Below are 23,181 nucleotides of genomic sequence, written 5' to 3' on the forward strand. Positions count from 1 at the left end.
GTTACCGTGCGGCACAGTCGAGGTCAAGGTGTAGACCAATGTGTCGCTGTCGGCCTGTCAGAATTCAGTCCATGGCGGAAATAACGCAGCGCGAGGGCGCCTGGACCTTTGACGGCGCCGCGGTACGGATCGTCCCGGGGCGGGACCGCAGCGTCCATCCAGCACGGCAGGCCCTCGGCGAACTCACGATCCCCCTGGAGGCGTTGGCCGGCATCGCCTACGAGCCGGGGCGCAAGCTGGGGCGGCTGCGGCTGAGGCTCCGCGAGGGCGCGGATCCGCTGCTGCAGGCCACGGGCGGCAAGCTGCCGGACGCGGCGGATCCGTATCAGCTGCCGGTCGAGCCGGACCGGGCGGGGGTCGCGGAGTATCTGGTCGACGAGGTCCGTCAGGCCCTGCTGCTCGATCAGGTGCCGTCCGGCCTCTGTGACCGCTATCTGCTGCCCGGCCCCTCGGTGCCGCTGTCCGCGGCGGCGGGCGACGCCACGGCCTCCTTCGACGGGGAGCGGATCCGGTTGGAGTGGAACTGGAAGACCGAGGAGTCGAAGAAGTCGGGCGGACCCCGCACCATCCCGCTGGCGGACGTAGAGGAGGTGGAATGGTTCCCGGCCGTCGGGCTGGAGAACGGCTTCCTGCGCTTCGTCATGGCGAAGGCGACGGCGAAGGCCGCACCCAAGTACGACCCGCACGCCGTGGTGCTCTACGGCTTCAAGAAGGATCCGCTGATGGCGCTGGTCGCGGCGGCGGTCACCGCGCGGATGCCGCATCCCGCCGCACCGCCGGAGCCGCGGGCGCTCTCGGCGCCGCCGCCCGCCGACGTCGTGGCCGCTCCCGGCTACGGCCCCGAGGGCACCCACGAGGGTCACGGTGACGCGGATCACGACGCCTTGCTGCGACGGCTGCGCGAGCTCGGCGATCTTCACCGGCAAGGGGTCCTCACCGAGGAAGAGTTCACCGCCGCCAAACAGGCCGTGCTCCGCCGTTTCTAGCCGCCCACCCCGCACCCTGCCCGATATCGGGCAGGATTCTTGCGAAACCTTCCTCTTCGCCGCAGTATCTACGGGTGCTCGAACGCCGTATGTCCCACGATGACCTCGTCGACCACCTGGTCCGCACCACGCCGCTCAGTCGCGGCGAGGCGGCCCGGGTGGTGTTGGACGTCCTGGCGTACTTCGACGAGACGACCGAGGCGTTCGTCCGCCGTCGCCACCGCGAGCTGCAGTCCGGCGGGCTGACCAACGCGGACATCTTCGAGCGGATAACGGCCGAGCTGCCGTACCGCGCGGTGGCGCCGCCCGAACTCTCACTGCGCCAGCTGCGGCGCATCGTCTACGGCTGACCGCCGTCACGGCCGCCACCGCGGCCGTGCCGTCCGACCGGCGGCCGCCACCGCCGAGCACACCGACACAGATCCCTGGGAGGGGCTGAACACCATGTGCGGAATCGTTGGGTACATCGGGAAGCGCGATGTGGCACCGCTGCTGCTGGAGGGGCTGCAGCGGCTGGAGTACCGCGGCTACGACTCCGCGGGCATCGCGATCCAGGCCAAGCCCGCCAAGGGCGCCCAGGCCGCCGGGCTGAAGACCGCCAAGGCCAAGGGCCGGGTCCGCGACCTGGAGGCCAGGCTCCCCAAGCGCTTCGCGGGCACCACCGGCATCGCCCACACCCGCTGGGCCACCCATGGCGCGCCCAATGACATCAACGCCCATCCGCATCTGGATGCGGACGGCAAGGTCGCCATCGTCCACAACGGCATCATCGACAACGCCTCCGATCTGCGCGCCAAGCTCGTCGCCGACGGTGTGGAGCTGATCTCCGAGACCGACTCCGAGGTCCTGGCCCATCTGATCGGCCGCTCGCAGGCCGGCACGCTGGAGGAGAAGGTCCGCCAGGCGCTCGCCCTGATCGAGGGCACCTACGGCATCGCCGTCCTGCACGCGGACTTCCCGGACCGCATCGTCGTCGCCCGCAACGGCTCCCCCGTCGTGCTGGGCATCGGCGAGAAGGAGATGTTCGTCGCCTCGGACGTCGCCGCGCTGGTCAGCCACACCCGCCAGGTGGTCACCCTGGACGACGGCGAGATGGCGACCCTCAAGGCCGACGACTACCGCACCTACACCACCGAGGGCAGCCGCACCTCCTCCTCCCCGACGACCGTGGAGTGGGCGGCCGAGTCGTACGATATGGGCGGCCACGACACCTATATGCACAAGGAGATCCACGAGCAGGTCGACGCCGTGGACCGGGTGCTGCGCGGCCGGATCGACGACCGCTTCTCCACCGTCCGGCTGGGCGGGCTGAACCTCGACGCGCGCGAGGCGCGCGGGGTGCGCCGGGTGAAGATCCTCGGCTGTGGCTCCGCGTACCACACCGGTCTGATCGGCGCCCAGCTGATCGAGGAGCTGGCCCGGATCCCGGCGGACGCCGAACCCGCGAGCGAGTTCCGCTACCGCAACCCGGTGGTGGACCCGGACACCCTCTACATCGCGGTCAGCCAGTCCGGTGAGACGTACGACACCCTGGCCGCCGTCCAGGAGCTCAAGCGCAAGGGCGCGCGGGTCCTGGGCGTCGTCAACGTCGTGGGCAGCGCGATCGCCCGGGAGACGGACGGCGGGGTGTACGTCCACGCGGGCCCGGAGGTGTGTGTCGTCTCCACCAAGTGCTTCACCAACACCGCCGTCGCCTTCGCGCTGCTCGCCCTGCACCTGGGCCGGATCCGCGATCTGTCGGTCGCCGACGGCAAGCGGATCATCGCGGGGCTGCGCAAGCTGCCCGAGCAGATCAGCGAGGTGCTGCGCGGCGAGGAGGAGATCAAGAAGCTCGCCGCCGAATACGCGAATGCAAAGAGCATGATGTTCATCGGCCGGGTCCGCGGCTACCCGGTGGCGCGCGAGGCGTCCCTGAAGCTCAAGGAGGTCTCCTACGTCCACGCCGAGGCGTACCCGGCCTCGGAGCTCAAGCACGGGCCGCTCGCGCTCATCGAGCCGGACGTGCCGACCGTGGCCGTGCTGCCGGACGACGACCTGCTGGAGAAGAACCGCGCGACGCTGGAGGAGATCAAGGCCCGCAGCGGCCGGATCCTGGCCGTCGCGCACCAGGAGCAGGAGAAGGCGGATCACACCATCGTGGTACCGCGCAACGAGGTCGAGCTCGACCCGATCCTCATGGGCATCCCGCTCCAACTGCTCGCCTACCACACGGCCCTGGCGCTCGGCCGGGACATCGACAAGCCGCGGAACCTCGCGAAGTCGGTGACGGTGGAGTAGGCCCGCCCCGCCGCCCGCCGGGCACGCCTTCGGCGGTCCCCCGCGTGTGCCACCACGCACGCGGGGGCCGCCTCCCCTGCGCCGGCGTCGCCCTTCCGCCGGCGGCTGCCGCCGCGCGGGAACCGTCACTTCCCGCGCGACAGCACGACCGATCGGTTCGTACCCCTCACCAGGGCCCGATCCACCTCTACGCGCCGGTAGATTTGTCGACTGTCAAGGTGTACTTGACGCCATCTCACCTGCGGTCAAGGGGAGTTGTGCGTGACCGATTCCCGGCGTCCGCCCAAGTCGGGTGCGCTAAAGAGGTTTTGAGCTCAACGAATGCGGCGTGACCACGCCTGATGGCCGTCGGCGGCGCGGAGGCCGCTCAGGGAATGACGACGACGGGCCGCTGCGCCCGCCGGGCCAGCCGCCCCGCGACCGAGCCGAAGATCCGCCCCACCAGACCGTGCGTGGAGCCCACCACGATCGCGTCGGCCGCGTACTCCCGGCCGACCTCCTCCAGCTCATGGCAGATGTCCCCGCCCCGCTCGACGAGGATCCAGGGCACCTCGCAGAGGTGATCGGCACAGGCCAGCTCAAGGCCCAGCACCTCGGTGCGGTGATCGGGAACATCGACGAAGACGGGTGGCTCGCACCCCGCCCATACCGTCGTCGGCAGCCGGTTGGCCACATGGACGATGATCAGACCGGAGCCGGACCGCCGGGCCATGCCGATGGCGTACGCCAGGGCGCGCTCGCTCGATGTCGAGCCGTCGAATCCGACCACGACACCGTGCTGGAACGCTGGATCGCAGGAATGACGTGTTTCTTCCGCCGCGTCGGGGTGCGCCGTGTGATCGGCGACCCGCTTGCGGTCCGCGGGTTCGGGGATTTCGTGACCGGCCATCGGTGTCTCGGCGAAGGGTGTCCTCGTGCGGAGGGATCGGCGGGGGCTCGGGTTGGAGTTGTCGGGGGACGAGAACTCCGCTGGAGCTCGGCGACGGTAGCGAACGAACAAAATCCGTCCGGGATTCATCTTTCCAAGCCCTTACCCTCAGGGTACGGCGCCATTCCTCGCCTGCCCAGGGGTCGCCACGGGAGCGGAGCGCCCGAAGCGTTCCCCGGAGCATGCCGGAGGGCGGCCCGTAACGCAATGCCCCAAGTGGTCCCTACCGGGCACGCCACCCGGCCCCGGCGGACCGGCCGCATATGCCGTGCCGCCCTCGCACAGTGACCTCACGGCAGCCTCGGCGTTGTAGTAGCCGCCGCCGGTCGCACCCGGCCCCGGCCGCCCGGCCACCTGCCGGGCCCGCCCCCATCGGCCCACGTAAGCCGCGCCAGAGGAGCCCCGCCCGTGACCGTCGCCCCCGAGGTCGCCCACGAGTACGGCGCCACCCGCCCCGCCCCCGGCGGCGCCGACGGCGGGCGGGGCCCGACCCCCGCCCACGCCGCCCGCCCGGGCCCCGTCCGCTCCTCGGCTCCAAGTGCCGCTCAAGCCCCGGCCCAGGCCCCCGCGAGCGATGCGGTGAACGAGGTGATCCGCTGGGCCGCCTTCGGCTGTGCCGTGGTTCCCGTCGTCCTGCTGATGTGCGGATTACCGCTCAGCGGAGCGGTCGGCGCAGCCGCCGGCCTGGCCGCCGTGACCGCCGCCAGCCACACTCTGCTGCGCCATTCCGAGCGCGCCACCGCCCGGCTGGGCGCGGGCGGCGTGAGCCCGCACCGGGGCCGTCACGGACGTACCGGGATCGGGGCGCACCGGGGCGGCCGGCACGGCTGAGAGCGCGCTGCGTAGTACTCCGTATACGCAGCGGTGATGGCGTACGAGCGGGTCGTACGCCGGTCGCATGACCCATCCGCACGTCTGCGCCCGCCTTTTTTCGGCCAACTTCGCGTCAGAGTTCTTCCCTTGGCAAACGCCGTGCTCAACACCCGTCGGGCCAGCGTGGAAAGGGGTACGAGGGGCGCCGACCCCCTACGCGAAGTGGGTGTCCGCGTCAGGCGCACTTCACAGCGGGGGCTACGAGTGCAACGCTTCGTGATCGAATGCTTCGCGCCAAGTTGTCATGTCGACATAGTGGCGGGTGGTGAACTGGTCACGGCGACCACACGACACACAGTAGATTCGATCTTGGCCATGACCGGCGGGGGAACCGTTCAGGACCGAGGGGAAACGTGCAGGACCGAGAGGACGCGACCACCGAGGGGGGCTTAGAGCCATGAGCCAGGACTCCACGACCGCACCGGAGACCTCGCGCAAGCTCTCCGGACGCCGGCGACGAGAAATCGTCGCGGTGCTGCTGTTCAGCGGCGGACCGATCTTCGAAAGCTCCATCCCGCTCTCCGTCTTCGGTATCGACCGGCAGGACGCCGGAGTCCCTCGGTACCGATTGCTGGTGTGCGCGGGCGAAGATGTGCCACTGCGAACGACTGGCGGACTGGAACTGACCGCACCATACGGCCTGGAGGCGCTGTCCCGGGCCGGCACCGTCGTCGTACCGGCCTGGCGGTCGATCACCCAGCCGCCACCGGCCGCCGCGCTCGACGCGCTGCGCCGCGCGCACGAGGAGGGCGCGCGGATCGTAGGCCTGTGCACCGGGGCCTTCGTACTGGCCGCCGCCGGGCTGCTCGACGGCCGCCCGGCGACCACGCACTGGATGTACGCGCCGACGCTCGCCAAGCGCTATCCATCCGTCCACGTGGATCCACGCGAGCTCTTCGTGGACGACGGGGACATACTGACCTCGGCGGGCACCGCCGCCGGGATCGATCTGTGCCTGCACATCGTGCGCACCGACCACGGCGCCGACGCCGCGGGGGCCCTGGCCCGGCGCCTCGTCGTACCGCCACGCCGCGGCGGAGGACAGGAGCGCTACCTGGACAGGTCCTTACCAGAGGAGATCGGCGCCGACCCGCTCGCCGAGGTCGTGGCGTGGGCGCTGGAGCATCTGCACGAGCAGTTCGACGTCGAGGCCCTGGCCGCCCGCGCCTACATGAGCCGCCGGACCTTCGACCGCCGGTTCCGCTCGCTCACCGGAAGCGCGCCGCTCCAGTGGCTGATCACCCAGCGGGTGCTACAGGCACAGCGGCTCCTGGAGACCTCCGACTACTCGGTCGACGAGGTCGCCGGGCGCTGCGGCTTCCGCTCACCGGTCGCGCTGCGCGGACACTTCCGGCGGCAGCTGGGGTCCTCCCCGGCCGCCTACCGGGCCGCGTACCGCGCCCGCAGGCCCCAGGCCGGGCCCGCAGAGCGCACCGACCGGCCGGACCGGCTGGAGCGGCTGGACCGGCTGGAGCGGGCCGACCGCCCCGACCGGGAGGTGATCGAGCAGCGCTCCGGTGAGCACGCCATGCCGCTGCGGCGGCCGGGCGGGCCCGTCGGGCACCCCGGTCACACCGGTCATCCGGCCCACCACCATCACCCTCCGCACCCGGACCCTGGCAAACCGGAGTCGGACGCCTACGCCCCACGCCTGCCCGAGCAGGCCACGGGCCGCGCCTCGGGCCGTCCGACCCTGCCCGGCCAGCGGGAACGCCCCGTAGGGTGAGACGTATGAACGATCGCATGGTGTGGATCGACTGCGAGATGACCGGGCTCTCGCTGTCGGACGACGCGCTTATCGAGGTGGCCGCACTGGTCACGGACTCCGAGTTGAACATCCTGGGCGAGGGCGTGGACATCGTTGTCCGGCCCCCCGCCAAAGCGCTGACCACCATGCCCGAGGTGGTGCGCGAGATGCACACGGCCTCCGGCCTGCTCGCCGAGCTCGACGGCGGGACCACGCTGGAGGAGGCCCAGGAGCAGGTCCTGGCGTACATCCGCGAGCACGTCCTCGAGCCCGGCAAGGCCCCGCTGTGCGGAAACTCGGTCTCCACCGACCGCGGCTTCCTCCTGCGCGACATGCCGACGCTCGAGAGCTACCTCCACTACCGGATCGTCGACGTCTCCTCGATCAAGGAGCTGGCCCGCCGCTGGTACCCGCGGGCCTACTTCAACAGCCCCAAGAAGAACGGCAACCACCGCGCGCTCGCCGACATCCACGAGTCCATCGCGGAGCTGCGCTACTACCGGGAGGCGATCTTCGTCCCCCGGCCCGGCCCGGACTCGGAGACGGCGAAGTCGATCGCGGCCAAGCACGTCCTGCCCGCCCGGCAAGCCTGAGGCTGTGCTCGCTCCCGGCGCCCGAAAAGCCGGGAGCGAGCACCCCCTCCGACCCTGTACACTTTTACTCGGCCGGTGCGGAGAGCGCCGGTCGTGGTGGGTATAGCTCAGCTGGTAGAGCACCTGGTTGTGGTCCAGGATGTCGCGGGTTCAAGTCCCGTTACTCACCCTGAACGATCAAGGGCCTGACCTGCGAAAGCGGGTCAGGCCCTTGGTCGTCTCCGAAACTTGGGGCCCCGCGGGGCCCCGACCCCGCAAAACCGCCCTATCGTCCCCCCATGGCGTACATCCAAGGGCGCCTGCGGAAGAACGGGCCGAGCGCATTTCAGGTGCGGTGGCGAGAGGGCGGCGGCCGCTGCGGCGACGAGCAGAGCGGGAAGTTCGCCGACCGCCCATCCGCCGAGAAGTTCCAGGCCCTCGTCGACGCACACGACCAGCACTGGCCACACGGGCTGGGTGAAAGGGTGAGGGCTTCGTCGAGCAGCCCAAGGTCCCCGGCGACATGCCCTTCGTGAAATACGCGACACGGTACGTCGACCGGCTCGGGCTGCTCTTCGCTCATGTCTGGCTCCTGCGGTCCGGCCGCGCCCACGCCATCAGCCGGTCGGCCAGGATCTCCGGTGCATTCGGCGCGCCCCGCGCGTCCTCCATCGCCCGTACCCGCTGCGCCAGCTCACGGGCATGCAGCGGCAGCACCCGGTCCAGCACCCGCGCCATCGCCTCCTCGGACGTGGCGCCAGCGGCGATGGCCTGTTCGTAGACCGCGACGGCGCCGGCGGTGAGCTGGGGGACGCGGGCGAAGATGTGGTCACCCATCGCCGGGCTCCGGCTCCGGCTGCTCGTCGCCGCGGCCGGGCTCTTGCAGGTCGGGGTGGGTGTCGAACATGAGCGCCGCTCGGACGTCGTTCACGGCGTTGGTGAGGCCGGGGTGTCTGCGGTGATCTCGACCGTGCGGGGTCGGCTGGCGTCGGGCTCATGACTCATGCGCTCTTCTCCTCTGCGTTCTTGAGCAGACGCCGCAGGTGCTCACGGGTCCAGCCCGTGATGCGGGCCACGGTGGCCTGGGCGCCGCGCTCCTCGGTCTGGCGTAGCACGGCGATGGCTTCGGCTTGGAGGTCGGCACGGGCCGCGTCAAGGGCGGCCTCGGCTTCTCGGTAGCGCTGGGCTGCGAGTTCGAGCTTGGCGGTGTCCATGGGGACGAGTGTCCCACGAGATTGGCCAACTGGGTAGGCCAACCCTATTAACAAATGCCAACCGAGTAGGCCAACATGGGTGCCACAAGGGAACGCCGCACCGAGGGGGACACCATGGCCAGCACCACCACCCACCCCCACTGCCTCCGCTGTGGCCACACCCTCACCTCCCCCCGCTCCACCCGCACCGGCTACGGCCCCACCTGCGCCGCCAAGGTCCGCGCCGCCGCCAAGACCGCCGACCTCGCCGACTACAAGCCCGCCCAGCTCGACTCCGCCCGCCAGCTCATCGAGGACGGCGCGATCATCCGCATCCGCCCCACCGTCTTCCGCGCCGTCAGCAGCGACGGCATCGAGACCTACCTCGCCCACCCCACCAACCGCACCTGCCCCGGCGGGATCAAGGGCCGCCGCTGCTACCACACCGCCGCCGCCCGCATGCTGCTCGCCGCTTGAGAGATGGAGCCACCCATGACCTACACCCCCGCCGTCGGCGATCGCATCCTCGTCCGCCGCGTCTACCCCTCCGGCCGCGTCGGCACCATGACCGGCACCGTGCGCGACATCGTCACCCTCCACGGCTCCAAGGGCGACATTGAGGGTGTCCTGCGCTTCGACGACGACAACGTGGCGGGCTGCGCATCCCTGGGCACTAGCGAGCAGATGGCCGCGGTCGGCGTCACGCAGACCTACGAGCCTCTCCCTGACGGCACCTGACCGCGCCGCGCAGGTTCGGGCCCGCTCCGGAGGGTGGACGGAGCGGGCCACGGGTCGCGCCCTCAGCCCACGCACCACCCGCACCCAGGAGACGCCGTTACCCAAGGGGCGCGCGAGGTTGCGCCACGGGGCGCGCGACCAACCGTTACGCAACTATCCCCATGTCAGGAAATTGTCACACCATCACCACAACCAGCCCCCATGCGCTGGAATCATCACCCACACACCAGGGGGGACCTGATCATGTCCGACAACGCCCAACTCGCCCGTACCGGCTCAGCAGCAGGTGCCATCGTCGTCGGTACCACCGTCATCACCGGCTGGTGGCTCCTCGCCATCGCCGCCGGCATCATCGCCATCGGCGCCCTGGCCATCCGCTTCGGCTTCCGCAACGGCCACCAGGCAGGGCAGAAGTGACCCGACCAGGCGTGCTCGCCGCGCACCCACACCGCTCCGGCATGGTCTTCACCGGAGCGATCGCACTCACGCTCGCCGCAGCCTGGGCCGCACAGCACGCCCTCCAAGCGGCGCACTACGGCGGCCAGAGCAGCCGCCTCGCCGCCGTGTGGACCATCACCTTCGCGCTGCTCATGCTCCAGACCGTCATGTACCACCTGGAGCGCGCCCGCCGCCTCACCCCCCGCATCAAACGCCAGCTCGATGCGCTCCACGTCGCGATCCTCATGCCCACCTACAACGAGGACCCCGGCTATCTACGGCTCGGCCTCCAGTCGTTCATCGACCAGAGCAGGCGGCCGGACTCCGTCCACGTCGTGGACGACGGATCGACGAACACCGACTACGCCGAGGTGCGCGCCTGGTGGCACGCCGCCGCAGCAGCGGCCGGCATCGCCACCACGTGGCAGCGAGTGGACAACGGCGGGAAACGCCACGCCCAGGCCCACGGCGTGAGGATGAGCCCCGGCGCGGACATCTACGTCACCGTCGACTCGGACTCGTGCCTGGCGCCGAACGCGATCGAGCAGGTACTGGTGCCGTTCGCCCGGCCCCGGGTGCAGTCGGTGGCGGGCATCGTCATCGCCACCAACCACCGCGTGAACCTCCTCGCCCGGATCACCGACCTGTGGTTCGTCACCGGGCAGCTGGTCGACCGCAGCGCCCTGTCCGCCATGGGCAGCGTCCTCGTAAACTCCGGACCGCTCGCCGCGTACCGGGCCGAGGTGGTGCGCGACAACCTCGACAGCTACCTGAACGAGACCTTCATGGGCAGGCCCGTGATGTTCTCCGACGACTCGCTGCTCACCCTCTACGCCCTGCTGCGTGGTCAAACCGTCCAACAGCCGTCCGCCGTCGTGTTCACTGCCATGCCGGAGAAGGCCGGGCACCTGCTGCGCATGTACCTGCGGTGGATGCGCGGCTCCACGATCCGCTCGATCTGGCGCATGCGGTACCTGCCGCTGAACCGGTGGGCGTACTGGGCACACCTGCTGCGCTGGTTCCAGGTGGCGCTCTCCACAACCGTCCTGGTGTGGCTGCTGGTGGTCGAGCCGGCCGCTTACGGGAACTATCCGCCCGCGTCGTTCGTGGTGGTGCCGTTCCTGATCGGCTGGGCGCAGGGCCTGCGCTACCTGGGGCTGATTCGCAGTGACGAGCGGATCCGATCCCGGATCCTGACGTGGCTGCTGATGCCGCTCGCTGTGGTGTGGGCCTGGACGGTGCTGCGGTTCATGCGCTGGTACGGCGTGGCGACGTGCGCCAAGACAGGGTGGGGTACGAGGCAGAACGGTGCTGAGGTCTCGCTCGGCGACTCACCGGCGGTGGCGGCCGCTTCGGAGGCGCCGTTGACCAAGCTGTTGGACCCGCTCACGGAGACGACCATCGAAATGCGGATCCCGCGGCGCTCCACGGTCTGATGGAAGCCCCGGATCGGAGCCCCTGCCCGTGCGGGTGGGGGCTCCGTCGCATAGAGGGTGGGTCACTGCGCTCTGACAACATGTGGCCCGCTCCGGAGGGTGGACGGAGCAGGCCCAGTCGCGCTCGTACTCCGCCCGCTCCTCCGCGAACAGCGGCCGCCCAGCGCGCTCGAACTTCGTCGCCTCCGAGACCGCGGCGGTGGTGCCGCTGCCCAGTTTTCATGGGGCCGAGGGCTTTGACTGCGGCGTCCTACTCAGCCGGGAGGCGGCCGTTGGACTGGTCCACCATGGGCGGGAGGCGTGCGCGTCCGCGCGGCCGGTGGAGACGATCGAGGCCGTCCGCGGGCTGCCGGTACGGCACAACTAGAAGGGGCGAGTGAGAGGCGTGAGCGACAACCTTCAGCAGGCGGCCGAGGCCCGCGCGGCATCCGTGATCGGGCTGGCCCAGGAACTGATCCGGCGCCCGAGTCGTGCCGGGATCGACGACTACGGGCCGGTCCTGGACGTGCTGGAGGACTGGCTTGCCGCCCGCGGCCTGCCGCACCGCCGCCTGCACGACGCGGCAGGCGAGCTGGTCGGGCTGCTGGTGGAGATCCCCGGCGGCCGACCGGGCGCCTGGTGGACGCTGGACGCGTGCGTGGACACCGCCCCCTACGGCGACGAGGCCGCCTGGTCCTTCCCGCCGGACTCCGGCGACATCGTGGACGGCTGGCTGCGCGGCCGGGGCGCGGCCGACTCCAAGCTCGGCGCAGCGATGTTCTGCCACATCGCCGCAGATCTGATGCCCCACGCCGCTGATCTGCACGGCGGGCTCGCCGTGCTCCTGGACGTGGATGAGCACACCGGCGGCTTCGGCGGCGCCCGCACCTATCTCACCGACCCCGCTGCGGCTCGCCCGGCCGGGGTGATGATCGGCTACCCCGGGCTGGACGATGTCGTGGTCGGTGGTCGGGGCCTGTGGCGAGCCAGCGTCGCGGTCCACGCCCCCTCTGGGCACTCCGGATCGAGTCGGGCCGTGGTCGGCGCCATCTCCCGGGCCGCGCACCTCGTACGCCTCCTGGATGCCGCCGACCTGCCCGGCGTCGACAGCGCCTTGGCCTTCCCCCTGCCGCCGAAGCTGTCGGTCACGTCCTTCCACGGCGGCCAGGGCTTCTCGGTCACTCCCGACCGGTGCGACCTCAACGTCGACATCCGCACCACCCCGACCTTCGACGCCCATGACGCCGAGACGCTCGTCCGCAAGGCCGTCGCCGAGCTCGATGCAGAGTTGCCCGCCCCGAAGCCCACCGAGGTCACCCCGGTCGCCGCTTGGCCGCCCTTCCGCCTCGCCGAAGGCGAGCAGCCCGCCGCCGCCCTGCTGAACGCCGCCGCCGAGGCAGGGCTGATGGTGCGGGCGAAGACCGCGGGGCCGTCGAACATCGGCAACCTGCTCGCCGGGGAGGGCATCCCGGCCACGGCCGGCTTCGGCGTGCCGTACGAGGGGCTCCACGGCATCGACGAGCGCGCCCGCCTCGCCGAGCTGCCTCAGGTCTACACCGTCTACCGGCGGGCCGTGCTCCAACTCCTTGGGGGCTGACGTCCCAGGCCCGTCCCAACTTCCTCCCAGATCCACTCCCAGGAAGCGCCCAACTCCGTCTCTGGGAACGGGACTTGTCTCGCGGTGACATAGAGGCAGCACCACCTCCACATCCACGGAGACAAGGGAGGCCGTCCATGGCCGCACAGATCACCGTCACCGCCCAGCCCGCCGCGGAGAGCGCGCCCATCCCGGCGCCGCGCACCGGCCGGTTCGCACCGCAGGTCAGCATCCACCCGGTGGCCACCCTCACCCTGGGCAGGCAGAACGCCAACGACTCGGACAAGAGCAACTACTTCGAGAGCCCCTGACCGTCCAGGACACCACCGAGCACCTCGGGGGCCGGCCGCTCGACGGCCGGCCCCCGGGCCCGTCACAGGGGAGGCGAACAGATGGAACAGGAGTGGATCACCGGCGGCACCGCCACCGTGGACGGAGTGATGATCGACGGGCTCGGCGATGTCCGCCGGGCTCCGACCACGCGAGTGCGCACCGCCGTCGATGGACCGGTCGTGCTCGCGGTCGTGGGCGACTGCCTGGCCACCGCTCAGGAGGTCCGCGACGCGCTTCCGGCCGTACGGGCGGGCCGTTGGGGTGAGCTGAGCCGGTGGGCGGGCTCGTACTGGGTGGTCGCGGACGACGGGCGGCAGCGGTTCGTGTGCGGCGACCTGGCGGGCATCCGGGCCGTCTATTACGCGCGTGGCGAGGAAGGAAAACAGTGGGCGACCGAGCCCGGCCTGCTGGGGCGTCCTCTTGTGGCAGATCTGCCGTATTTGGCGGCCCGGCTCGCGGCGGGTGAGCATCACTGGCCGCACCGCAGCCCGTACGAGGAGATCAGCATGGTGCCCGGCGGGTTCGGGCTGCTTCTCGCGTCTGGGGCACCTCCGCGGCTCATCGACATCACCGATGTCGAGCCTGTAGACGAACTCCGCGAGGGCGCTGAGCGGTTCGGGCAGGCACTCACCGATGCCGTCCATCTGCGGGTCCGCGCGGCCAACGGGGTGGTGGGGGCAGACCTGTCCGGCGGCCTGGACTCTTCGGCGGCCGTCGTGCTCGCCGCCGGCGCGGGGCCCGTGCACGCAGTCCCACCGTCCATCCTCCGCCTCAACCCTTGATTCATCTATCGATATTCGATAGATTTCCATCGAATATCGATGGAAGGATGGGGCATGGGACAGCTGGCAGTGCGTGCGCTTCGCGCCGTGCTCGTGGTGGTGCTCGCCGGCACCGTGTTCGTGCAGGCATTGATGGTGTGGGTGTTGGTCAGCGGGAGCGATCCGGAGGACGGGTCGCTCCCGCTGACCGCGCTGCGCGTGATCACGGTCCTGGGCATGGGCTCGGCCCAGGTCGCCCTGGTCAGCGTATGGCGGCTGGTGACGATGGTGCGACGCGGAACCGTGTTCTCCCACGCCGCCTTCCGGTACGTGGACGCCGTGATCGGCGCGATCGTGGCGGCTGCCCTCCTGTGGTTCGCGGTCACGGCCCTCAACGCGCCGGGCCAGCGGGACGACCCGGGCGTCACCGTCATCATGGGCGGGATTGGCCTGGCCATCCTGGGGGTCGCGCTCATCGTGCTCGTGCTGCGGATGCTGCTCGCCCAGGCCGTCGCGCGCGACGTCGAAGCGGCACAGATGCAGGCCGAGTTGGACGAGGTGATCTGATGCCGATCACCGTCGACATCGACGTGATGCTGGCCAGGCGGAAGATGTCCGTGGGCGACCTCGCGGACCGCGTAGGGATCACGCCCGCCAACCTGGCGGTACTCAAGAACGGCCGCGCCAAGGCAGTGCGTTTCGCGACGCTCGCCGCGCTCTGCGAGGTGCTCCAGTGTCAGCCGGGCGACCTGCTGCGCTGGGAGGCCGAGGACGCCGCGGGCGAATGACGTCCCCCGGCGGGCGTGAAAACGCCTGGGGCCACCGGCCCGCGACACGGCACGTGGACCGCATGGACGTGAATCGCCGATCACCCGCAGCCCCGTCCCGATTTTCCACGGACCAGATCAGCTGAGACATAGACCAGATCCCTTGAGACGGGACAGCCACGCAACACCCCCAAGGGTGCTCACTGTCCGATCTCAACGAATCCTGTCGCCTTCTCATCCAAGGCAGTCGGGGTTGGGGGAATGTAGCCAGCCAAGGTGCGTAGGGCTGCCCTAAACCACGCTGTCTGAAAGACAGGTCGGCTCTAGGCACCATGGGTGATCTTGGATTGCAGTTCGTGGCCGCGTTGCGCCGCGCGGTGGAGCCGCAGCGCCCGCGCCGCGCTCCGGCCCTGCTGCTGGTCACTGAGGGGCCCCGGTACGCGCTGCGCGCCGACGTGGCCGCGATGGACGCCTGGCGCTTCGAGCGGGTGGTGGCCGACACCGCGACGCTGCCGCCGACGGATGTGCTCGCGCGGCTGGAGGAGGCGCTGGGGTGGTGGCGCGGGCCCGCGTACGCCGACTTCGCCGACGAGGGCCGGGCCCGCGCCTAGCGCTCCCCTCCGGGTGCGGCTTCCTCCTCGCGGACGCGCCGGCCCGGCACGGGACGGCGGCGCTCATGGTGGACGACACACATCGCGCGGCACTGCGGCTGTACGAGGGCTGGACCCGCGCCGAGCGCTCCCCTTCGGGTGCGGCTTCGTCCCCGCGGACGCGCCGGCCCGGCACGGGACGGCGGCGCTCATGGTGGACGACACACATCGCGCGGCACTGCGGTTGTACGAGGGCTGGGCCCGCGCCACCGGCCGGTGCGCAGCGCGACGGTGGCCTGATGGCGGTCGGGGCGCCCCACGGCCGCTCTCCCTCACGCGCCGCCGCGCCGCCCCTGCCGTCAGTGCCGTCTCCTGTGGTGGCGGCCCTCGTGGCGCGGCTCGCGCTTGGGCCAGAACCGCGTCCAGGTGAACTTGTCGCCGCCCACCCACCGGACCACGTCCGGGTCGTCGAGGTCGATGTCATCCAGACCGACCACCCGGGCGAGCTCGATCACGTCCACGACCGAGTACGCCTTGCCGACCAGCTCGCCGGCGACCTCCACCAGCCGGAACGGGGCCTCCGGGGGCTCCGCCGGCTGGACACCGAGCACCACGAGCGGAGGCGTTGTGATGCGCGGGCTCTCACTCTCGGTCATATGTCCACGCTGCCGTCGTCACCCGTCCCCCGCACCTTGGACGCATCGGACGGGCGACCGGGGACGCTCCCCCGGCCCCCGGCCCGAGACAGTCCGAGCCGGTCCGATCTGTTCTGAGGCGGTCCAAGTCGGTCCGAGCCGGTCCGATCTATTCTGAGGCGGTCCGAGGCGGTCCGAGGCGGTCCGAGGCGGTCCGAGGCGGTCCGAGGCGGTCCGAGGCGGTCCGAGGCGGTCCGAGGCGGTCCGAGGCGGTCACTCCAGCGTGCTCTCCTCCAGGTTCTCCATCCGCGCGTACAGCACCTGCTCATTGATCTCCAGATTGTTGATCAGCCGCAGACAGGCGCCGATGCCATTGCCGACCAGCTCCTCGGCGATCTCGCCGTACTCGACCTGGAGCAGCGTGTTCGGCGCCCGCTCGTCGTCGGCGGCGCCCTGCGGATCGCGCCAGGTGCCCTCGGCGCCGATCCCGGTGGCCGCGCGCAGGACGAAGCCGATGGTGTGGGCCTTGGCGCGCGGCATGGTGAGGGTGAGCAGCTCGCGTTCGACGCGGTCGAGGTGGACGCCCGCGTCCTCATCGGCGAAGAGCAGGGCGTACAGCAGGTCCTTGGCCTCGCGCAGCAGCTCTTCGGCGGCGGCGGAGCGGTGGCCGGGGCCGATGAGCGCGGCGCCCTTCAGGGGCGGGTCGATGAGCAGCCCCTCGGCCTCCAGACGCTCACGGCTCAACCGGCGGTAGCGGCCGACGAATCCGGCGAGGGACTGGGCGTCCAGGCCCCATGCCCGGATCCGCTCGATCCGCGCGACGCGCGCCTCCTCGGGCTCCCCCGAGGCCGCGGGGCGCCGGGGCGGGGGCAGCGGCAGGCCGGCGGGCGGCAGCACCCGGTCCAGCAGCTGGTCCACAAGCCAGTCGTGCGGCCGCTCGGCCAGCGCCCGCCGGGCGCGTTCGCGCAGCTCGTCGTCCATCTCGTCACGGATGCTCGCGATGATCTCCTCGATGGTGGTCATGGGGCGGACGCTAGGACGCCGCTCCCGCCAGGTGGACGGGAACGGCGCGAAGGTCAGGCATACGGGTGAGCGCTGCACAACGGTCAGGACGACTGCCGGCGCACCAGCCGGGTCGGCAGGACCAGCTGCGGCCGCTTGGCCCCAGGCGCCGACGTCCCCTCGATCTCCTCCAGCAGCACCCGCACCATCGCCCGCCCCATCTCCTCGGTCGCCTGCCGGACGCTGGTGAGCGGCGGATCCATGTGGCGGGCGACGGCCGAGTCCTCGAAGCCGACGAGGGCGACATCGTCCGGGACCCGGCGCCCGTCCTCGCGCAGCACCTGCCGGGCACCCGCGGCCATCACGTCGGAGGCGGCGAAGACGGCGTCAATGTCCGGTCGCCGCTCCAGCAGGGCGCGCATCGCCCGGCGGCCGCCCTCCTCGGTGAAGTCCGCGGCCGCCTCCAGCGCGGGGTCCGGCTCCCGGCCCGCCGCCCGGATGGCGGCGCGGTAGCCGTCGAGCCGGCACTGGGCCACATACATGTCCAGCGGGCCGGTGATGGTGGCGATCGCGGTGCGGCCGCGGCCTATCAGATGCTCCACGGCGGACTGCGCGCCCCCGGTGTTGTCCGAGTCGACGTACGGCACCGACTCATGCGCGGAGCGGCGTCCGTTGAGCACCGCGGGCACCTCGGTGCACTCCAGCAGGTCGGGCAGCGGGTCGTCCGCGTGCACGGAGACCAGCAGCACCCCGTCGACCCGGTGCGCGGAGAGGTAGTCCGCGAACCGCTGGCGCTCCTTGGGGGTCCGGATGAGGGTCAGGAGCAGCTGGAGATCGGTGTCGGCGAGCTCGGCGCCGACACCGCGGATGATGTCGGAGAAGTACGGCTCGGCGAACAGCCGGGTCTCGGGCTCGGGGATCACCAGCGCGACGGCGTCGGCACGATTGGCTGCGAGCGCGCGGGCCACCCGGTTGGGCACATAGCCGAGTTCGGCGACGGCCCGCTCCACGGCGGTACGGGTGCGGTCGCTGACCCGGGGTGAGCCGTTGATCACCCGGGAGACGGTGCCGCGGCCGACTCCGGCGCGGGCCGCGACCTCCTCGAGGGTGGGCCTTCCGCGCCCAGCTCCGTGTCGCCGCGTTCCTGCCATCTCGCGCCTCCAAGCCGTCCGTACCCAGCAGCTTCACCCCCCTGGGCGGCCGCGGGGGCCATTCAACAGCAGTGTTATTTCGGGAAGTTGTTGAGCACGCTCCCTTGACACCCCGACGGGGAGCCGCGACCCTTCAACACATCACGACTGGGAGCGCTCCCACAGTAGCCGAGCCCTACACAACCCGTACGTGGCCCGCTCGCGCCGGTCTTCTCAACGTCCCATGTATATGCACTTTTTGGCCGGGAGCGGTACGTCAAGGTGCCAGGAGGACGGAATGCGCAGAATCACCGGTACGTACCGCGGCAGAGCGGTGGCCCTCGCGGCCATCGCCGCCTTGAGCGCGGGACTGCTCAGCGGCTGTGCCGACGACGGCGACGACAAGCACCGCGAATCCGGCGGTGGCGGTGGCGGCGGTGGCGGTGGCAGGACCACCATCACCATGGGCCTGTTCGGCGCCTTCGGCTTCCAGGAGGCCGGCCTCTACGACGAGTACATGAAGCTCCACCCGGACATCAAGATCCAGCAGACGGTGATCGAACGCAACGAGAACTACTATCCGCAGCTGCTCAACCACCTGAGCACGGGCAGCGGTCTCGCGGACATCCAGGGCATCGAGATCGCCAATGTCACGGAGGTCGCCCAGACCCAGGCGGACAAGTTCATTGATCTGTCGAAGACAGCAGGGGTCAAGAAAGAGAACTTCCTCGGCTGGAAGTGGCAGCAGGGGTCCACGAAAGACGGCAAGGTGATCGGCCTCGGCACCGACATCGGCCCCATGGCGATCTGTTACCGCAAGGACCTCTTCAAGAAGGCCGGACTGCCCACCGACCGTGAGAAGGTCGCGCGACTGTGGGCCGGCGACTGGAACAAGTACCTGGAGGCCGGCAAGACCTACAGGAAGAAGGCCCCGAGCGGCACGGCCTTCGTCGACTCGGCCGCCGGCGTCTACAACGCGGTGATCTCCGGCAGCGCGGAGCGCTACTACGACAAGAGCGGCAAGCTCATCTACAAGGACAGCCCGGCCGTCAAGAACGCCTGGAACATCGCGACCAAGGCGGCCACCGGGCATCTGACCGCCAGGCTGCAGCAGTTCCAGAAGACCTGGGACCAGGCGTACGCGAACGGCACGTTCGCCACCGTCTCCTGCCCGCCCTGGATGCTCGGCTACATCCAGGAGAAGGCCGGGGACAAGGCGAAGAACCAGTGGGACGTGGCCGCCGCACCCAAGCCCGGCAACTGGGGCGGATCCTTCCTCAGCGTCCCCAAGGCGGGCGGGCACACGGAGGAGGCGGCCGAGCTCGCCGCCTGGCTGACCGCACCCGAGCAGCAGGCCAAGCTGTTCACCAAGCGCGGCAGCTGGCCGAGCGCCCAGGCGGCGTACTCCCTGTCCGAGGTGGCGAACGCCAAGCACCCCTATTTCGACAACGCGCCGATCGGCTCCATCTTCGCCCGGGCCGCCAAGGGCATTCCGCTCCAGGTGCTGGGGCCGAAGGACGGCATCATCTACCAGAACATCACGGACATCGGCCTGCTCCAGGTCGATCAGCAGGGCAAGTCCCCGGAAGCGGGCTGGAAGGCCGCGACCAAGACGATCGACAACGCTCTGGACCAGTGACCGGAATGACAGCACCTTCCAATGCCGCCGCGCCCCCCGCAGGGCAGGGGGGCGCGGCCCCGCACGGCGCCACCGCGGTGGCGCCCCTCGATCCCAGGGAGCAGCGGCGGCGTACCTGGCGCGGCCGCCGCCACCGCTGGGACGTGCGGTGGAGTCCGTACGCCTTTGTCGCCCCCTTCTTCGTCTTCTTCACCGCCTTCGGGCTCTTCCCGCTGCTCTACACGGGCTGGGCCTCGCTGCACCGGGTGGAGCTGACCGACCCGGCCCATATGGAGTGGGTCGGGATGCGCAACTTCTCCCGGCTGTGGGACGACGAGTTCTTCTGGAACGCGCTCCAGAACACCTTCACCATCGGGCTGATCTCCACCGTGCCGCAGCTGCTCATGGCCCTCGGGCTGGCGCATCTGCTCAACTACCGGCTGCGCGGCTCGATGTTCTTCCGGGTCGCCGTGCTCACGCCGTACGCCACCTCGGTCGCCGCCGCGACGCTGGTGTTCGTGCTGCTCTTCGGGCGCGACTACGGCATGATCAACTGGGCGCTCGGCGCGATCGGCATCGACGGGATCGACTGGCAGAGCTCCGCCTGGAGCTCGCAGTTGGCGGTTTCCACGATCGTGATCTGGCGCTGGACCGGCTACAACGCGCTGATCTACCTGGCCGCGATGCAGGCCGTCCCGCACGATCTGTACGAGTCGGCGGCGCTGGACGGGGCCTCGCGCCGGCAGCAGTTCCTCCATGTCACGATCCCCTCGCTGCGCCCCACCATCCTGTTCACCGTCGTGGTGTCCACGATCGGGGCCACCCAGCTCTTCGGTGAGCCGCTGCTGTTCAACGGCAGCGCGGGCGCGACCGGCGGGGGCGACCACCAGTTCCAGACGCTGGGGCTGTATCTGTACGAACAGGGCTGGGTGAATCTGCACCTGGGCCGGGCCTCGGCCATCGCCTGGACCATGTTCCTGATTCTGCTGCTGATCGCCGCGGCCAACTGGCTGCTCGGGCGACGGCTGCGGAAGAGCCAGTGAGGGAGACGAGGGACCACCATGACCGCCACCGTGTCTTCCCGACCGGCCCCCGCGCCGCCCCTGACACCCCCGCCCGGCAAGGGCCGGAGCAGAGCCGGCCGGCAGCTGCACGGCGGAAAAATCACCTACGCCGTGCTGATCCTGTTCACCCTGGGCTCGCTCTTCCCGCTGGTGTGGACCGCCATCGCGGCCTCCCGCACCAACACCCGGCTGGCCGAGACCCCGCCGCCCTTCTGGTTCGGCGGTAACCTCTTCGCCAATCTGCAGACCGCGTGGAGCGACGCCAACATGGGTGCCGCCCTGCTGAACACGACGGTGGTGGCGGGGACCATCGCGATCGGGACCGTCCTCTTCTCCACCATCGCCGGCTTCGCCTTCGCCAAGCTGCGCTTCCGGTTCAAGAACCTGCTGCTGATGCTCACCATCGGGACGATGATGGTGCCGCCCCAGCTCAGCGTCGTGCCGCTGTACATGATGATCGCCAAGCTGGAGTGGACCGACCGGCTGCAGGCCGTCATCCTGCCCGCGCTGGTCAGCGCCTTCGGTGTCTTCTTCATGCGGCAGTATCTGAGCCAGGCGCTGCCGACCGAGCTGATCGAGGCCGCCCGGATGGACGGCGCGAGCAGCCTGCGGATCATCTGGCATGTGGTCTTCCCGGCGGCGCGCCCGGCCATGGCCGTGCTGGGGATGCTCACCTTCGTCCAGGCGTGGAACGACTTCTTCTGGCCGATCATCGCGCTCACCCAGACCGGCAACCCCACCGTCCAGGTCGCGCTGGCCGGGCTGGGCCGTGGCTATATCCCCGACCAGTCGGTGATCATGGCCGGTGCGCTGCTCGGCACGCTGCCGCTGCTGATCGCCTTCGTCCTCTTCGGCAAGCAGATCGTGGGGGGCATCATGCAGGGCGCGGTCAAGGGCTGAGCCGGCCGCCACCGCCCTTCCTTTCCCTCCCTCGCCCCGTCCTCCCCGCACCACGACCTCGAATGGGAGCGCTTCCATGACCCTTTCCTTCCCGCCCGGATTCCTGTGGGGCGCGGCCTCGGCCGCCTATCAGATCGAGGGCGCCGCACAGGAGGATGGCCGCACCCCGTCCATCTGGGACACCTTCAGCCACACCCCGGGCAAGGTGCTCGGCGGCGACACCGGCGATGTGGCCGTCGACCACTACCACCGCTTCCGCGAGGACGTCCGGCTCATGGCCGACCTCAACCTGGGCGCGTACCGCTTCTCGGTCTCCTGGTCACGGGTGCAGCCCACCGGGCGCGGGCCGGCCGTCCAGCGCGGGCTCGACTTCTACCGCTCACTGGTGGACGAGCTGCTGGCCGCGGGGATCAAGCCGGTCCTGACCCTCTACCACTGGGACCTCCCCCAGGAGCTGGAGTCCCGGTTCAACGGCGGCTCCGCCGCGGGCGGCGGCTGGCCCGAGCGCGAGACCGCCGAGCGCTTCGCCGAGTACGCGGGCCTGGTGGCTCAGGCGCTTGGCGACCGCGTCGAGCACTGGTTCACCCTCAACGAGCCCTGGTGCAGCGCCTTCCTCGGCTATGGCTCGGGGGTGCACGCCCCCGGCCGCACCGAGCGGCTGGCCCCGCTGCGCGCCGCCCACCATCTCAACCTCGCCCATGGCCTGGGCGCCCAGGCGCTGCGCGCCGCGCTGCCCGCCCGCGCCCAGGTCGCCATCAGCCTCAACCCGGCGGTGGTCCGGCCGCTCACCGACAAGCCGGAGGACCTGGACGCGGCCCGGCGTATCGACGCGCTCGCCAACCGCGTCTTCACCGGTCCGCTGCTGCGCGGCGGGTACCCGGACGACCTCATCGAGGACACCGCCCCTGTCACCGACTGGTCCTTCGTCCGCGATGGCGACCTGGCCGTCATCAAGCACCCCCTCGACGCGCTGGGCATCAATTACTACACACCGTCATTGGTATCAGCCGCCACCGACAACGACCGGTCCCCCGCCCGCCATGACGGCCACGGTGCCAGCGCCCACTCCCCCTGGCCGGGCTCCGAGCGCGTCGCCTTCCACCAGACGCCGGGCGAGCGCACCGAGATGGGCTGGACAGTCGACCCGACCGGGCTGCACGACCTGCTGATGCGCTACACCCGCGAGGCCCCGGGCGTGCCGCTCTACATCACCGAGAACGGCGCCGCCTACGACGACAAGCCGGACGCCGACGGCACCGTCCACGACCCGGACCGGATCGACTACCTCCACGCCCATCTGGCCGCCGCGCACCAGTCCATCGCGGACGGCGCCGATCTGCGCGGATACTTCCTCTGGTCGCTCATGGACAACTTCGAATGGGCGTACGGATACAGCAGGCGCTTCGGTGCGGTCTACATCGACTACCCGACCCAGGCCCGCGTCCCCAAGTCCAGCGCGCGCTGGTACGCGGAGGTGGCACTCACGGGAGAGCTGCCGAACCTGCCGAACGGCTAGGGGGTGTCCTCCGGTGGCTCCACCCGCCGTGGGGGCGGGCGGAGCCGACCGTAATCCTCATCCCTGGTTTTTCCCACGTTTTCCTTCAACATTTCCGCCAT

At 70.6% G+C, this 23,181-nt stretch carries 26 protein-coding genes, 1 tRNA gene and 1 pseudogene; 22 read left to right on the top strand and 6 right to left on the bottom strand.

The genetic code is table 11. The features are described 5' to 3' along the window. The first annotated feature begins 71 nt into the window (after window positions 1–71). The 3 genes from ABZU99_RS28435 to glmS all read left to right on the top strand — a co-directional run bounded on the left by ABZU99_RS28435 (window position 72) and on the right by glmS (window position 3,263). Window positions 72–986: a DUF4429 domain-containing protein gene (locus ABZU99_RS28435; RefSeq protein WP_356048969.1), complete on the top strand. Its 915-nt coding sequence runs from the start codon at window positions 72–74 to the stop codon at window positions 984–986. A 74-nt stretch (window positions 987–1,060) separates the two neighbouring features. Continuing rightward, window positions 1,061–1,336, top strand: a complete 276-nt coding sequence (locus tag ABZU99_RS28440; RefSeq protein ID WP_355946246.1) for a hypothetical protein — start codon at window positions 1,061–1,063, stop codon at window positions 1,334–1,336. Between the two features lie 94 nt (window positions 1,337–1,430). Further along, on the top strand, window positions 1,431–3,263 hold the full coding sequence (gene glmS / locus ABZU99_RS28445) for a glutamine--fructose-6-phosphate transaminase (isomerizing) (protein WP_356048971.1): 1,833 nt from the start codon (window positions 1,431–1,433) through the stop codon (window positions 3,261–3,263). Between the two features lie 367 nt (window positions 3,264–3,630). Here glmS and ABZU99_RS28450 read toward each other — a convergent pair whose 3' ends face one another. Next, on the bottom strand, window positions 3,631–4,152 hold the full coding sequence (locus ABZU99_RS28450) for a universal stress protein (RefSeq protein ID WP_356048973.1): 522 nt from the start codon (window positions 4,150–4,152) through the stop codon (window positions 3,631–3,633). A 447-nt stretch (window positions 4,153–4,599) separates the two neighbouring features. On the opposite strand from ABZU99_RS28450, the gene ABZU99_RS28455 reads away from it, so the two are divergent. The 4 genes from ABZU99_RS28455 (at window position 4,600) to ABZU99_RS28470 (ending at window position 7,573) form a co-directional block, all read left to right on the top strand. Further along, on the top strand, window positions 4,600–5,022 hold the full coding sequence (locus tag ABZU99_RS28455; protein WP_356048975.1) for a hypothetical protein: 423 nt from the start codon (window positions 4,600–4,602) through the stop codon (window positions 5,020–5,022). Between the two features lie 439 nt (window positions 5,023–5,461). Then, window positions 5,462–6,790, top strand: coding sequence for a helix-turn-helix domain-containing protein (locus tag ABZU99_RS28460; RefSeq protein WP_356048977.1), 1,329 nt, complete (start codon window positions 5,462–5,464; stop codon window positions 6,788–6,790). Window positions 6,791–6,795: 5 nt separating this feature from the next. Continuing rightward, entirely contained in the window at window positions 6,796–7,404 is a 609-nt protein-coding gene (orn, locus tag ABZU99_RS28465) for an oligoribonuclease (protein WP_356048979.1), read from the top strand. Window positions 7,405–7,500: 96 nt separating this feature from the next. Beyond that, window positions 7,501–7,573, top strand: a tRNA-His gene (locus ABZU99_RS28470). Between the two features lie 389 nt (window positions 7,574–7,962). Here ABZU99_RS28470 and ABZU99_RS28475 read toward each other — a convergent pair. Together ABZU99_RS28475 and ABZU99_RS28480 are read right to left on the bottom strand one after the other, a co-directional pair. Beyond that, the gene (locus ABZU99_RS28475; protein ID WP_355946225.1) at window positions 7,963–8,220 is read right to left on the bottom strand and encodes a hypothetical protein; all 258 of its coding nucleotides are present in this window, start codon (window positions 8,218–8,220) and stop codon (window positions 7,963–7,965) included. Window positions 8,221–8,384: 164 nt separating this feature from the next. After that, window positions 8,385–8,597, bottom strand: a complete 213-nt coding sequence (locus ABZU99_RS28480) for a hypothetical protein (RefSeq protein WP_355946222.1) — start codon at window positions 8,595–8,597, stop codon at window positions 8,385–8,387. Window positions 8,598–8,711: 114 nt separating this feature from the next. Between ABZU99_RS28480 and ABZU99_RS28485 the strand changes: the two genes are divergently transcribed. The 11 genes and pseudogenes from ABZU99_RS28485 to ABZU99_RS28535 all read left to right on the top strand — a co-directional run. Next, on the top strand, window positions 8,712–9,053 hold the full coding sequence (locus ABZU99_RS28485; protein ID WP_355946219.1) for a DUF6011 domain-containing protein: 342 nt from the start codon (window positions 8,712–8,714) through the stop codon (window positions 9,051–9,053). 15 nt (window positions 9,054–9,068) lie between these two features. After that, complete coding sequence (locus tag ABZU99_RS28490) at window positions 9,069–9,314, top strand: hypothetical protein (protein ID WP_356048981.1); 246 nt, start codon at window positions 9,069–9,071, stop codon at window positions 9,312–9,314. 243 nt (window positions 9,315–9,557) lie between these two features. Then, window positions 9,558–9,731, top strand: a complete 174-nt coding sequence (locus ABZU99_RS28495; protein ID WP_356048983.1) for a hypothetical protein — start codon at window positions 9,558–9,560, stop codon at window positions 9,729–9,731. Continuing rightward, window positions 9,728–11,188, top strand: coding sequence for a glycosyltransferase (locus ABZU99_RS28500; RefSeq protein WP_356048985.1), 1,461 nt, complete (start codon window positions 9,728–9,730; stop codon window positions 11,186–11,188). The genes ABZU99_RS28495 and ABZU99_RS28500 overlap by 4 nt, the downstream gene beginning before the upstream one ends. A gap of 82 nt (window positions 11,189–11,270) precedes the next feature. Then, a complete protein-coding gene (locus ABZU99_RS28505; RefSeq protein WP_355946208.1) occupies window positions 11,271–11,555 on the top strand; it encodes a hypothetical protein in 285 nt (94 codons plus the stop codon). An 18-nt stretch (window positions 11,556–11,573) separates the two neighbouring features. Beyond that, on the top strand, window positions 11,574–12,764 hold the full coding sequence (locus ABZU99_RS28510) for a M20/M25/M40 family metallo-hydrolase (protein ID WP_356048987.1): 1,191 nt from the start codon (window positions 11,574–11,576) through the stop codon (window positions 12,762–12,764). 137 nt (window positions 12,765–12,901) lie between these two features. Beyond that, window positions 12,902–13,075 carry a hypothetical protein gene (locus ABZU99_RS28515; RefSeq protein WP_355946202.1) on the top strand — a complete coding sequence of 58 codons (174 nt, stop codon included), beginning with the start codon at window positions 12,902–12,904 and terminating at the stop codon, window positions 13,073–13,075. 81 nt (window positions 13,076–13,156) lie between these two features. Beyond that, window positions 13,157–13,879 (top strand): asparagine synthase-related protein, encoded by a 723-nt coding sequence (locus tag ABZU99_RS28520; protein WP_356048989.1) that lies wholly within the window; start codon window positions 13,157–13,159, stop codon window positions 13,877–13,879. 54 nt (window positions 13,880–13,933) lie between these two features. Next, complete coding sequence (locus ABZU99_RS28525; RefSeq protein WP_356048990.1) at window positions 13,934–14,425, top strand: DUF2975 domain-containing protein; 492 nt, start codon at window positions 13,934–13,936, stop codon at window positions 14,423–14,425. Then, complete coding sequence (locus ABZU99_RS28530) at window positions 14,425–14,646, top strand: helix-turn-helix transcriptional regulator (protein WP_355946194.1); 222 nt, start codon at window positions 14,425–14,427, stop codon at window positions 14,644–14,646. Before ABZU99_RS28525 ends, ABZU99_RS28530 begins: the two co-directional genes overlap by 1 nt. Before the next feature lie 332 nt (window positions 14,647–14,978). Beyond that, a pseudogene (locus ABZU99_RS28535) lies at window positions 14,979–15,233 on the top strand (BTAD domain-containing putative transcriptional regulator); the annotation flags it as partial. Window positions 15,234–15,574: 341 nt separating this feature from the next. Here ABZU99_RS28535 and ABZU99_RS28540 read toward each other — a convergent pair. The 3 genes from ABZU99_RS28540 to ABZU99_RS28550 all read right to left on the bottom strand — a co-directional run bounded on the left by ABZU99_RS28540 (window position 15,575) and on the right by ABZU99_RS28550 (window position 18,003). Beyond that, the gene (locus ABZU99_RS28540; protein WP_355946191.1) at window positions 15,575–15,871 is read right to left on the bottom strand and encodes a hypothetical protein; all 297 of its coding nucleotides are present in this window, start codon (window positions 15,869–15,871) and stop codon (window positions 15,575–15,577) included. A gap of 252 nt (window positions 15,872–16,123) precedes the next feature. Next, on the bottom strand, window positions 16,124–16,873 hold the full coding sequence (locus ABZU99_RS28545) for a hypothetical protein (protein WP_356048992.1): 750 nt from the start codon (window positions 16,871–16,873) through the stop codon (window positions 16,124–16,126). A gap of 83 nt (window positions 16,874–16,956) precedes the next feature. Next, window positions 16,957–18,003 (bottom strand): LacI family DNA-binding transcriptional regulator, encoded by a 1,047-nt coding sequence (locus tag ABZU99_RS28550; RefSeq protein ID WP_355946186.1) that lies wholly within the window; start codon window positions 18,001–18,003, stop codon window positions 16,957–16,959. 277 nt (window positions 18,004–18,280) lie between these two features. Here ABZU99_RS28550 and ABZU99_RS28555 point away from each other — a divergent pair, with 277 nt between their 5' ends. The 4 genes from ABZU99_RS28555 (at window position 18,281) to ABZU99_RS28570 (ending at window position 23,080) form a co-directional block, all read left to right on the top strand. Then, complete coding sequence (locus ABZU99_RS28555; protein WP_356048993.1) at window positions 18,281–19,621, top strand: ABC transporter substrate-binding protein; 1,341 nt, start codon at window positions 18,281–18,283, stop codon at window positions 19,619–19,621. A 5-nt stretch (window positions 19,622–19,626) separates the two neighbouring features. Then, window positions 19,627–20,643 (top strand): sugar ABC transporter permease, encoded by a 1,017-nt coding sequence (locus ABZU99_RS28560; protein ID WP_355946180.1) that lies wholly within the window; start codon window positions 19,627–19,629, stop codon window positions 20,641–20,643. Between the two features lie 18 nt (window positions 20,644–20,661). Then, on the top strand, window positions 20,662–21,564 hold the full coding sequence (locus ABZU99_RS28565; RefSeq protein WP_356048995.1) for a carbohydrate ABC transporter permease: 903 nt from the start codon (window positions 20,662–20,664) through the stop codon (window positions 21,562–21,564). 76 nt (window positions 21,565–21,640) lie between these two features. After that, complete coding sequence (locus ABZU99_RS28570) at window positions 21,641–23,080, top strand: GH1 family beta-glucosidase (RefSeq protein WP_356048997.1); 1,440 nt, start codon at window positions 21,641–21,643, stop codon at window positions 23,078–23,080. The last annotated feature ends 101 nt before the right edge of the window (window positions 23,081–23,181 follow it).

The sequence above is a fragment of the Streptomyces sp. NPDC005266 genome, assembly GCF_040607655.1.
Classification (GTDB): Bacteria; Actinomycetota; Actinomycetes; order Streptomycetales; family Streptomycetaceae; genus Streptomyces.

Excerpts from the sequence above, each read along its gene's own strand:
- ABZU99_RS28435 (WP_356048969.1), top strand. The coding sequence starts at position 72 with ATGGCGGAAATAACGCAGCGCGAGGGCGCCTGGACCTTTGACGGCGCC.
- glmS (WP_356048971.1), top strand. The coding sequence starts at position 1,431 with ATGTGCGGAATCGTTGGGTACATCGGGAAGCGCGATGTGGCACCGCTG.
- ABZU99_RS28450 (WP_356048973.1), bottom strand. The coding sequence starts at position 4,152 with ATGGCCGGTCACGAAATCCCCGAACCCGCGGACCGCAAGCGGGTCGCC.
- ABZU99_RS28460 (WP_356048977.1), top strand. The coding sequence starts at position 5,462 with ATGAGCCAGGACTCCACGACCGCACCGGAGACCTCGCGCAAGCTCTCC.
- orn (WP_356048979.1), top strand. The coding sequence starts at position 6,796 with ATGAACGATCGCATGGTGTGGATCGACTGCGAGATGACCGGGCTCTCG.
- ABZU99_RS28475 (WP_355946225.1), bottom strand. The coding sequence starts at position 8,220 with ATGGGTGACCACATCTTCGCCCGCGTCCCCCAGCTCACCGCCGGCGCC.
- ABZU99_RS28480 (WP_355946222.1), bottom strand. The coding sequence starts at position 8,597 with ATGGACACCGCCAAGCTCGAACTCGCAGCCCAGCGCTACCGAGAAGCC.
- ABZU99_RS28485 (WP_355946219.1), top strand. The coding sequence starts at position 8,712 with ATGGCCAGCACCACCACCCACCCCCACTGCCTCCGCTGTGGCCACACC.
- ABZU99_RS28490 (WP_356048981.1), top strand. The coding sequence starts at position 9,069 with ATGACCTACACCCCCGCCGTCGGCGATCGCATCCTCGTCCGCCGCGTC.
- ABZU99_RS28495 (WP_356048983.1), top strand. The coding sequence starts at position 9,558 with ATGTCCGACAACGCCCAACTCGCCCGTACCGGCTCAGCAGCAGGTGCC.
- ABZU99_RS28515 (WP_355946202.1), top strand. The coding sequence starts at position 12,902 with ATGGCCGCACAGATCACCGTCACCGCCCAGCCCGCCGCGGAGAGCGCG.
- ABZU99_RS28520 (WP_356048989.1), top strand. The coding sequence starts at position 13,157 with ATGGAACAGGAGTGGATCACCGGCGGCACCGCCACCGTGGACGGAGTG.
- ABZU99_RS28525 (WP_356048990.1), top strand. The coding sequence starts at position 13,934 with ATGGGACAGCTGGCAGTGCGTGCGCTTCGCGCCGTGCTCGTGGTGGTG.
- ABZU99_RS28530 (WP_355946194.1), top strand. The coding sequence starts at position 14,425 with ATGCCGATCACCGTCGACATCGACGTGATGCTGGCCAGGCGGAAGATG.
- ABZU99_RS28540 (WP_355946191.1), bottom strand. The coding sequence starts at position 15,871 with ATGACCGAGAGTGAGAGCCCGCGCATCACAACGCCTCCGCTCGTGGTG.
- ABZU99_RS28545 (WP_356048992.1), bottom strand. The coding sequence starts at position 16,873 with ATGACCACCATCGAGGAGATCATCGCGAGCATCCGTGACGAGATGGAC.
- ABZU99_RS28550 (WP_355946186.1), bottom strand. The coding sequence starts at position 18,003 with ATGGCAGGAACGCGGCGACACGGAGCTGGGCGCGGAAGGCCCACCCTC.
- ABZU99_RS28555 (WP_356048993.1), top strand. The coding sequence starts at position 18,281 with ATGCGCAGAATCACCGGTACGTACCGCGGCAGAGCGGTGGCCCTCGCG.
- ABZU99_RS28560 (WP_355946180.1), top strand. The coding sequence starts at position 19,627 with ATGACAGCACCTTCCAATGCCGCCGCGCCCCCCGCAGGGCAGGGGGGC.
- ABZU99_RS28565 (WP_356048995.1), top strand. The coding sequence starts at position 20,662 with ATGACCGCCACCGTGTCTTCCCGACCGGCCCCCGCGCCGCCCCTGACA.
- ABZU99_RS28570 (WP_356048997.1), top strand. The coding sequence starts at position 21,641 with ATGACCCTTTCCTTCCCGCCCGGATTCCTGTGGGGCGCGGCCTCGGCC.